Below are 8,017 nucleotides of genomic sequence, written 5' to 3'. Positions count from 1 at the left end.
GCCCGGCTCGGAGTCAGGCCGGCCGAGTGTCTCGTGATCGGCGACCGCGAGGACGCCGACGGCGAGGCCGCGCGCCGCGCCGGCATGCGCTTCCGCCGGATCTCCGGCCTCTAGGGCTCAGAATCCTCGGCAGGCTCGGCGCGTGGGTCGAACAGCGGCAGCTGCGGCTCGGCGGTGCCGACCTCGTCGACCGGGATGATGTACTCGCCCGAGAAGCAGGCGTCGCAGAAGCCGTGCTTCATCGAGGCCTCGATCCGGCGCAGTGACTCGAGCGGCAGGTAGGCGAGACTGTCGGCGCCGATCATGCGCCGGATCTCCTCGACCGTGTTGTTGGCCGCGATCAGCTCGGCCCGGGTCGGCGTGTCGATGCCGTAGTAGCAGGGCCCGGTGGTGGGCGGCGCCGACACCCGAATGTGTACCTCGCGAGCGCCCGCGCCGCGGAACAGGGTCACCAGCTTGTTCAACGTGGTGCCGCGCACGATCGAGTCCTCGACCACGACCAGGCGCTTGCCCGCGACCAGCTCGCGGATCGGGTTGTGCTTCACGCGCACGCCGAACATGCGGATCGACTGCTCGGGCTCGATGAACGTGCGCCGCACGTAGTGGTTGCGGATCAGCGCGTTCTCGTACGGGATGCCCGAGGCTTCGGCGTAGCCCAGCGCCGCGATCGAGCCCGAGTCGAGCACGGGCACGACCATGTCGGCCTCGACCGGTGACTCGTGCGCGAGCGCGCGGCCGAGCTGCTTGCGCGTGTGGTAGACGCTGGAGCCGAACACCAGCGAGTCGGGGCGCGCGAAGTAGATGTGCTCGAACACGCACAGCTTCTCGGGCGCGCGCGGCAGCGGCTGCACGGAGCGCAGGCGCCCGCGCCGGATGGTGATGATCTCGCCGGGCTCGACGTCGCGCTCGTAGACCGCGCCGATCAGGTCGAACGCGCAGGTCTCACTCGCGATCACCCAGGACTGGCCGAGCCGGCCGAGCGAGAGCGGGCGGAAGCCGTGCGGGTCGCGCGCCGCCACCAGCACGTCGTCGATCAGGAACACCGCCGACCACGCGCCGCGCACGCGCGAGCACATGTCGCCCAGCCGCTCCTCGAGCGTGCCGCGCGCCCGCGCGAACAGGTGCACGAACACCTCCGAGTCCATGGTGCTCTGGAAGATCGAGCCGTGGCCCTCGAGCTCGGCGCGGATCGCCGCGGCGTTGGTCAGGTTGCCGTTGTGCGCGATCGCGATCTGCGTGTTGCCGGTAGTGGCGAGGAACGGCTGCGCGTTGCGCAGGTTGCTCGCGCCCGCGGTCGAGTAGCGCACGTGGCCGATCGCGATGCGGCCGGGCAGCGTCGCGAGCACGTCCGACGAGAAGATGTCGGCGACCAGGCCCATGCCCTTGTGGATGTGACTCTCGCCGCCGTCGCGAGTCACGATGCCGGCAGACTCCTGCCCGCGGTGCTGCAGCGCGTAGAGGCCGAGATAGGTCAGGTTCGCGGCCTCGGGGTGCCCCGCGATGCCCATCACCCCGCACTCATCCCTGAAGCGATCGGGCGCCTGCTTCATCCCAATGCCTCCGGCAGCGTTCGAGCCCATAGATCGTGCGCCTCGGCGAGCGACACGTCGACCCCGGGCCCGATCCGTATGCGCGTCCCGCCCGTCTGTCCAATTCGCGCCGCCGGAACGCCGTGCGCGCGGGCCAGCGCGAGCAATGCGGGCGTGTCGCGAGGCGCGCAGGACAGCACCGCCCGGCCCGCCGATTCCGAGAACAGCGTGAGCTCCGGCCGCCCGCCTGCGGCGGGCAGCGCGCAGTCCAGGCCGATGCCCGAGCGGATCGCGCACTCGGCGAGCGCCACGGCCACGCCCCCTTCGGCGCAGTCGTGCGCGGAGCGCAGCAGCCGCCGTTCGGCGGCGGCGACCAGCAGGTCGTGCAGGCGCCGCTCCGCCGCGAGGTCGAGCGCCGGCGGCGCGCCGCGCTCGAGGCCGTGCCGCACCGCGAGATACTCGCTCGCGCCGAGCTCGGCGCGCGTCTCGCCCAGCAAGAGCACGTCGTCGTCCGGGCCGCGGAAGGCGGCGGGCACCGCGCGAGTCACGTCCTCGAGCAGGCCCACCAGGCCGATCGTGGGCGTGGGCGGGATCGCGCCCTCGCCCGAAGTCTCGTTGTAGAAGCTCACGTTGCCGCCGGTGATCGGAATCTCGAAGGCGCGGCACGCCTCACCCATGCCGCGCGTGGCCTCGGCGAACTCCCACATGCACTCGGGCCGCTCGGGGCTGCCGAAGTTGAGACAGTTCGTGACCGCGAGCGGGCGAGCGCCCGTGACCGCGACGTTGCGCGCGGCCTCCGCGACGGCGTGCTGCGCGCCCAGATACGGGTCGGCGGCGCAGTAGCGCGGGTTGCAGTCGGTCTTCAGCGCGAGCCCGCGCTCGGTCTCGGGAATGCGCACGACCGCCGCGTCGCCGCCGGGCCGCAGCACGGTCGAGGAGCCGACCATCTGGTCGTACTGCTTGTAGACCCACTCGCGCGAGCACAGGTTGGGCGAGGCCAGGAGCTGGAGCAGCGCGCCCGAGGGGTCGGTCTCGGCGGGGATCGCAGCGAGGTCGAGCTTCTGGCGCTCGGCGAAGTCCGCGGGCCGGGCCGCAGGCCGGTCGTACACGGGCGCGTTGGCCGCGATTGGATCGACCGGAATGTCGACCACCACCTGACCGTGCCAGCGCACGCGCATGCGGCCGTCCGAAGTCACCCGCCCGACCGTGGCTGCGTTCAAGTCCCACTTCTCGAAAACCGCGAAGATCTCGGCCTCGCGGCCCTTTTCGGCCACGAGCAGCATGCGCTCCTGAGACTCGCTGAGCAAAAGCTCGTAGGCCGTCATGCCGCTCTCGCGCTGGGGCACCGCGTCGAGATCCATCTCGATCCCGGTGCCGGAGCGCGAGGCCATCTCGAAGCTCGAGCAGGTGAGTCCCGCCGCGCCCATGTCCTGGATGCCCACGACCGCGCCGGTGCGCATGGCTTCGAGACACGCCTCGAGCAGGAGCTTCTCGGTGAACGGGTCACCGAGCTGCACGGTCGGGCGCTTCGCGTCGGTGTCCTGGTCGAACTCCGACGACGCCAGGAGGCTCGCGCCGTGGATGCCGTCGCGGCCGGTCTTGGAGCCCACGTAGATCACCGGGTTGCCCGGGCCCGGCGCCTTGGCCAGGAAGATCTGGTCGCGGCGCGCGATGCCCAGGTTCATGGCGTTCACCAGGATGTTCTTGCGGTAGCGCGGGTGGAACGTGACCTCGCCGCCGACCGTCGCGCAGCCGAACGCGTTGCCGTAGTCGCCAACGCCCGCCACGACCCCGCGGACGAGATAGCGCTGGTGTGGATCGTCGAGCGGTCCGAAGCGCAGTGAGTCGAGCGACGCGAGCGGCCGCGCGCCCATGGTGAAGATGTCGCGCAAGATGCCGCCGACACCGGTCGACGCGCCGCCGTGGGGCTCGACGTACGAGGGATGGTTGTGGCTCTCGATCTTGAACACGGCGACCCAGCCCTCGCCCACGTCGATCACGCCCGCGTTCTCGCCGGGGCCCTGCACGACGCACGCGCCCGTGGTCGGCAGGCCGCGCAGGTAGCGTTTGCTCGACTTGTACGAGCAGTGCTCGGACCACATGACGGAGAAGATCCCCAGCTCGGAGAAGCTGGGGCGCCGGCCCAGGATCTCGCCGATCAGCGCGATCTCATGGTCGGACAGTCCGTGCTCGCGCGCGAGCTGGTCGGTGACTTCGGGATCGCTCACCGGCGCGCCTCGCGCACGGCGAGACACGCGTCGAGGAACGAGCGAAGCAGCTCCCCGCCGTCGCTCGAGCCGAGCAGCGGATCGGTCGCGTGCTCGGGGTGCGGCATCAGGCCGACCACGTTGCCCCGGTCGTTCGCCACGCCCGCGATGTCGTCGGTCGAGCCGTTCGGGCTGCCTCCCACGTAGCGGAACGCGACGCGCGGCTTGTGGTCGGGGTCGGGCACGTAGGCGCCCTCGCCGTGCTTCACGGGCATGACGAGCGTACGGCCGGGCTCGAGCTTGGCGCGCAGCACGCCGGGGTCCTCGACGACCACGCGCACGTCCTGACACACGTACTTGAGCTGGCGATTGCGCACGAGCGCCCCGGGCAGGAGCCCGGCCTCGCACAGGATCTGGAAGCCGTTGCACACGCCGAGCACGGGCCGGCCCGAAGCCGCGAAGTCGACGACCGAGCGCATGACCGGCGAGAAGCGCGCCATGGCGCCGCAGCGCAGATAATCGCCATACGAGAAGCCGCCGGGCACCGTGATCCCGTCCAGGTCGGCCGGCAGCCGGGTGTCCTTGTGCCAGACGAGCTGCGCGCGCGCACCGCACAGGCCGAGGCTGCGCAGCAGGTCGCGGTCGTCGAGCGACCCGGGAAAGACCAGCACGCCGACGAACGGCGCATGGACGCGTGGCGATGCGAGAGTGGGGCTCGCGCTCACGGCCGCACAATCTAGAAGGCGTGCGCCGGGTGTCAACGCGCGCGTGACCACGGGCGACGCCCCCGGCTTCCCGGTCGATCCGCCGCCGCCACCCGAAATCGATGCCTAGCTTTCGATCGAGAACGTCTCGATCACCGGGTTCGCCAGCAGCTTCTCGCAGGCCTCGCGCACCAGTGACTGCGCCTTGGCCGGGTCGGTCTCGGCGACCTCGAGCTCGATCAGCTTGCCCACGCGCACGTTCGTGACCGCGTCGTAGCCCAGGTCGGCGAGCGCGTTGCCGATCGCCCTGCCCTGCGCGTCGAGGACTCCCGGCTTGAGGCGGATCAGGACGCGGACCTTCATTTCGCCGTGCCTCCCTTGGCCGCGAGCGTGCGCGCGAAGATCGCGTCGACGTTGCGGAGCTGGCGGTCCAGGTCGAAACACTCGACCAGCTCGTCGGGGTCGAGGACCTTGCCGAGCTCGGGATCGCGCGCGAGCCGGTCGTACAGGTGGTCGCCCTCGTCCCAGGCGCTGAGGGCGTGCTTCTGCACCAGCCGGTAGGCCTCCTGGCGAGACACGCCGTGGCGCGCGAGCGCCAAGAGCACCGACTGACTGAACACGAGCCCTCGCGCCGAGTCGAGGTTCGCGCGCATGCGCTCGGGATTCACTTCCAGGCTGTCGATCAGGTCGGCCAGGCGGTGCAGCATGAAGTGCACCGCGGCGGTGGCGTCGGGGAAGACGATGCGCTCGACCGAGCTGTTCGAGATGTCGCGCTCGTGCCAGAGCACCGTGTTCTCGAGGCCCGAGAGCGCGTAGCCGCGCACCACGCGCGCCAGGCCCGTGAGTGTCTCGAAGCGCCACGGGTTGCGCTTGTGCGGCATGGCCGAGCTGCCCTTCTGCTCGGAGCCGAAGAACTCCTGCACCTCGCCGACCTCGCTGCGCGCGAGGTGGCGCATCTCGACCGCGATCGCCTCGACCGCGCCCGCGGCCTGCGCCAGCGCGGTCAACACTTCGGCGTGGCGGTCGCGCGAAACGATCTGGGTCGAGATGGGCGCCGCGGCCAGGCCCAGCTCGCCCAGCACCTCGGTCTCCACGGCGGGATCGAGGTGCGCGAACGTGCCGACCGCGCCCGAGAGCTTGCCCACCGCGCCCTGCCCGCGCGCGCGCACCAGGCGCTCGCGGGCGCGCGCGAGCTCGTCCCAGCCGCGCAGGAGCTTCAGCCCGAACGTGGTCGGCTCGGCGAAGATGCCGTGCGTGCGCCCCACGCAGACGGTGCGCTTGAACTCGAGCGCGCGGCGCTCGAGCGCGCCGAGCGCGCGCTCGCACTCGGCCAGCACCAGGTCGAGCGCGGCGGCGATCTGCAGCGCCAGGCAGGTGTCGAGCACGTCGGAGGAAGTGAGTCCCAGGTGCACGTATCTCGAGGCGGGTCCGATCTGCTCGGCCAGCGCGTCGAGGAAGGCGTTCACGTCGTGGTGCACGCGCGCCTCGATCTCGAGAACGCGCGCCGGGTCCACCTTGGCGCGTGACTCGATCGCGGTGAACGCGTCGCGCGGGATCTCGCCGCGCTTCGCAAGCGCGCGGCAGACCGCGACCTCGATGCGCGTCCACAGCGCGTAGCGCTGGTCTTCCGACCAGACCGCCTCCATGGCGGCGAGGGTGTACCGAGGGATCACAGGAGGGCCTCTTCTCAGGACGCGAGTGGCGCTAGCCGGAGTAGCGCGTCCAGTAGTACGCGAGCAGGAGGTAGTACATCACCGGGATGCCGAGCAAGGCCGAATCGATGCGGTCGAGCACGCCGCCCACGCCGGGCAGCAGATCACCGGCATCTTTCAGCGCGGCATCGCGCTTGAGCGCCGACTCGATCAGGTCGCCGAGCACGGCGACGGCCGCGAGCGTCATGCCGAACAAGAACGACGCGCCCCAGGTCAGGTCGCGCGCCAGGTCACCGGGCACGAGCACCGCGAACACGAACTTCGCGAGCAATGCGAACAGCCCGCCCGTCAGCACGCCACCCACCGCGCCTTCCACGGTCTTGTTGGGACTGATCGCCGGCGCCAGCTTGCGCCGTCCGTACGACCGGCCCACGAAGTAGGCGCCCGCGTCGGAGAGCACCACCGAGGTCAGGCACAGGATCATGTAGAAGAAGCCGACCTCGGGATCGACCGGCGCGCCGAAGCGCCGCTCGAGCTCGACCGAGATGAAGCGCACCGACACGGCGTACGACAAGAGCCACGCCACGTAGATCACGCCGAAGAAGGTCTCCGACACGCTCGCGATCGCCTCGCGGATCTCCTGCTTGGTGAGCTGCAGGATCATGAGCGTGAGCAAGGTGGCGGTGAGCGCGGCGTTCGCGATCGAGGCGTCGCCCACGTAGGCGATCACCGTGAGCCCGACCGCCGCCAGGTTGCCGAGCAGCCGGTGCGGCGTCGCACCCTTGGCGATGATCAGGCCGTAGAACTCGTTGAGCGCGAGCAGGCTGAAACCGATCACCACCGCCACGTAGGCCCAGCCGCCGTACCAGCACACCCAGATCACCGGTGGCACGAGCAGCCCGGCGGTGATCCAGCGCAGGGTCAGGTTGGTGGGGGCCCAGCCCTGGGGCTCCTCGCTCCGAGGGGTCGGGCGCTGGGGATGCGGCGCGGAGACGGACGGAATGCCCAGGGGCGCCGCAGGTCTCGGATCGCGGTCCGCAGGTTCCAAGTTCACCGGATCTTAGCGGAATCCGCCCTGCATCCCCTCAGCGCCCGGTGTGACCGAAGCCACCCGCGCCACGGCTGGTCGGACCGAGCTCGTCGGCGCTGCCGACCTCTTTCAGCGCCGGCTGAGCCACCGGCGCGATCACGAGCTGCGCGATCCGCTCGCCCCTGCGCAGCCGGAACGGCTCGCTCCCGAGGTTCACCAGGATCACCGCGACCTCGCCGCGATAGTCCGAGTCGATCGTCCCGGGCGAGTTGGCCAGAGTCACTCCCGCGTGCAGCGCGAGGCCGCTGCGCGGGCGCACCTGCCCCTCGTAGCCCGGCGGGATCGCGAGCGCGAAGCCGGTCGGCACCAGCGCCCGCTCCCCGGGCTGGAGCACGAGCTCGGCCTCGGCGGCGGCGCACAGGTCGAGGCCCGCCGAGCCCGGCGTGGCATACGCGGGGGCCGGCAGGTCCGCGTCGCGCGCGCCGCGCACGCGGAAGAACTTCAACTCACCCACGCGGTCCCCCACGTGGGTGAGTCTACCTGGAGGCCCTACGCTTGTGCGCGAGAAGCCTCGAGTTGTTCTGCCAGGGCCGCCCGGCGCGAGAGCCGGATCTTGCCGCTCGGGTCGACGTCGAGACACTTCACGATCACCTCGTCGCCCTCGACGCAGATGTCCTCGACCTTGGCGATGCGCCGGTCGGCGAGCTCCGAAATGTGGAGCAGGCCGTCGGTGCCCGGGAAGATCTCCACGAACGCGCCGAAGTCGGTGACCTTGCGGACCTTGCCCACGTAGGTCTTGCCGATCTCGGCCTCCTGAGTCACTTCCTCGACCATCTGCTGGCACTTCACCAGCGCGTCGCGGTTGGGCGCGAAGATGGTCACGCGGCCCGAATCC

8 protein-coding genes are annotated in these 8,017 nt (G+C 70.9%); all 8 read right to left on the bottom strand.

The window, feature by feature from the left end:
• Positions 1 to 110: 110 nt before the first annotated feature.
• Entirely contained in the window at positions 111 to 1,508 is a 1,398-nt protein-coding gene (gene purF, locus VMR86_11230) for an amidophosphoribosyltransferase (GenBank protein ID HTO07611.1), read from the bottom strand.
• Positions 1,509 to 1,546: 38 nt separating this feature from the next.
• Positions 1,547 to 3,757: a phosphoribosylformylglycinamidine synthase subunit PurL gene (gene purL / locus VMR86_11225; protein ID HTO07610.1), complete on the bottom strand. Its 2,211-nt coding sequence runs from the start codon at positions 3,755 to 3,757 to the stop codon at positions 1,547 to 1,549.
• On the bottom strand, positions 3,754 to 4,407 hold the full coding sequence (gene purQ / locus VMR86_11220; GenBank protein HTO07609.1) for a phosphoribosylformylglycinamidine synthase subunit PurQ: 654 nt from the start codon (positions 4,405 to 4,407) through the stop codon (positions 3,754 to 3,756). Before purQ ends, purL begins: the two co-directional genes overlap by 4 nt.
• 159 nt (positions 4,408 to 4,566) lie before the next feature.
• Positions 4,567 to 4,803 carry a phosphoribosylformylglycinamidine synthase subunit PurS gene (gene purS / locus VMR86_11215; protein ID HTO07608.1) on the bottom strand — a complete coding sequence of 79 codons (237 nt, stop codon included), beginning with the start codon at positions 4,801 to 4,803 and terminating at the stop codon, positions 4,567 to 4,569.
• Positions 4,800 to 6,113: an adenylosuccinate lyase gene (purB, locus tag VMR86_11210; GenBank protein HTO07607.1), complete on the bottom strand. Its 1,314-nt coding sequence runs from the start codon at positions 6,111 to 6,113 to the stop codon at positions 4,800 to 4,802. Before purB ends, purS begins: the two co-directional genes overlap by 4 nt.
• A 31-nt stretch (positions 6,114 to 6,144) precedes the next feature.
• Positions 6,145 to 7,140, bottom strand: a complete 996-nt coding sequence (locus VMR86_11205; protein HTO07606.1) for a phosphatidate cytidylyltransferase — start codon at positions 7,138 to 7,140, stop codon at positions 6,145 to 6,147.
• Positions 7,141 to 7,177: 37 nt separating this feature from the next.
• Complete coding sequence (dut, locus tag VMR86_11200) at positions 7,178 to 7,612, bottom strand: dUTP diphosphatase (GenBank protein HTO07605.1); 435 nt, start codon at positions 7,610 to 7,612, stop codon at positions 7,178 to 7,180.
• Between the two features lie 59 nt (positions 7,613 to 7,671).
• Positions 7,672 to 8,017 (bottom strand): S1 RNA-binding domain-containing protein (locus VMR86_11195; GenBank protein ID HTO07604.1); only part of this gene is annotated, 346 nt, incomplete at its 5' end.

Source organism: Myxococcota bacterium, from assembly GCA_035498015.1.
Classification (GTDB): domain Bacteria; phylum Myxococcota_A; class UBA9160; order SZUA-336; family SZUA-336; genus VGRW01.
The sequence above is the reverse complement of the archived record's forward strand: the minus strand, read 5'-3'. Positions and strand labels throughout refer to the sequence as shown.